This window comes from Corynebacterium sp. MSK122 (assembly GCF_030229435.2).
GTDB classification, from domain to species: domain Bacteria; phylum Actinomycetota; class Actinomycetes; order Mycobacteriales; family Mycobacteriaceae; genus Corynebacterium; species Corynebacterium marquesiae.
Genome location: NZ_JASPHV020000060.1, coordinates 1 through 947, shown reverse-complemented (window position 1 = coordinate 947; position 947 = coordinate 1). Strand labels below are relative to the sequence as shown.

The 947-nt window shown below is 54.0% G+C and carries 1 pseudogene; it reads left to right on the top strand.

Annotated features, from left to right (window positions below):
• Window positions 1–125: 125 nt before the first annotated feature.
• Window positions 126–821 (top strand): annotated as a pseudogene (locus QP934_RS11435) (integrase core domain-containing protein); the annotation flags it as partial.
• Between the last annotated feature and the right edge of the window lie 126 nt (window positions 822–947).

Here is a 947-nt window from a genome sequence, read left to right as displayed (position 1 = left end):
GAACACTAAGCGACTTCACGAAGCATTGGACTACGCCACCCCACAGGAAGTAGAAACCGAGTACTATCTCACCCAGCCCATCAACACAGGGCCGTAAAAGAAGCGGAACTAAACCCAGGACGCTTCAAGTGCTAGCAAATAATGGCCACGTCATCGCCCAACCACAAAAGCGTCCCCGCAGCTCATGGATACGATTTCAAGCAGATCAGCCCAACGAAACATGGCAAATGGACTACAGTGACTGGACCATCGCAGGCCACAAGCGAGTAGCTATCCTGACCATCTTGGACGACCATTCCCGGTTCATCATCTCCTGCTGCGCCTACAACAACGCTACCGTGGCAAACGTCATGGAAAGCTTCATTAATGCAGGCCAGACACACGGCTACCCCCAGTCCACCCTCACCGACAACGGCCGAGCATTCACAACCAGCACAGACCGGACAACCCCCGCCCGAAACGGATTCGAGCAACTGCTCATAGACCTAGGAATCAAGCAGAAAAACGGCAAACCCTACCACCCCCAGACACAAGGAAAAGTTGAACGCTTCCACTACACCCTCAAACTTGCCCTAGCAAACAAAACACCAGCTCAAAGCCTCGATGAACTCAACGCGCAGCTAAAAGAAATTATCGAATACTACAACCACAAACGTCCCCATAGAGCCCTAAACAGAACCACCCCCGCAGAAGCCTACACAGCACTGCCCAAAGCTGTCCCAGCAGACATCAAACCAGACCACGACTACCGCCTACGCACCGACAAAGTAGGCACCAACGGCAAGACAACCCTGCGATGGGGTGGCAAACTACGCCGCCTGGGCCTGACCCCCGGAAAGTAGACACGTCGGGGGTTAGCTATGCTGCTTGGGTCAGTGTAGCTGAATTCTCGGCTTCAAAGACGTCAGGAGCTGAAAGATTGCACCAGGAGTGCCGTCGGCGTGTGT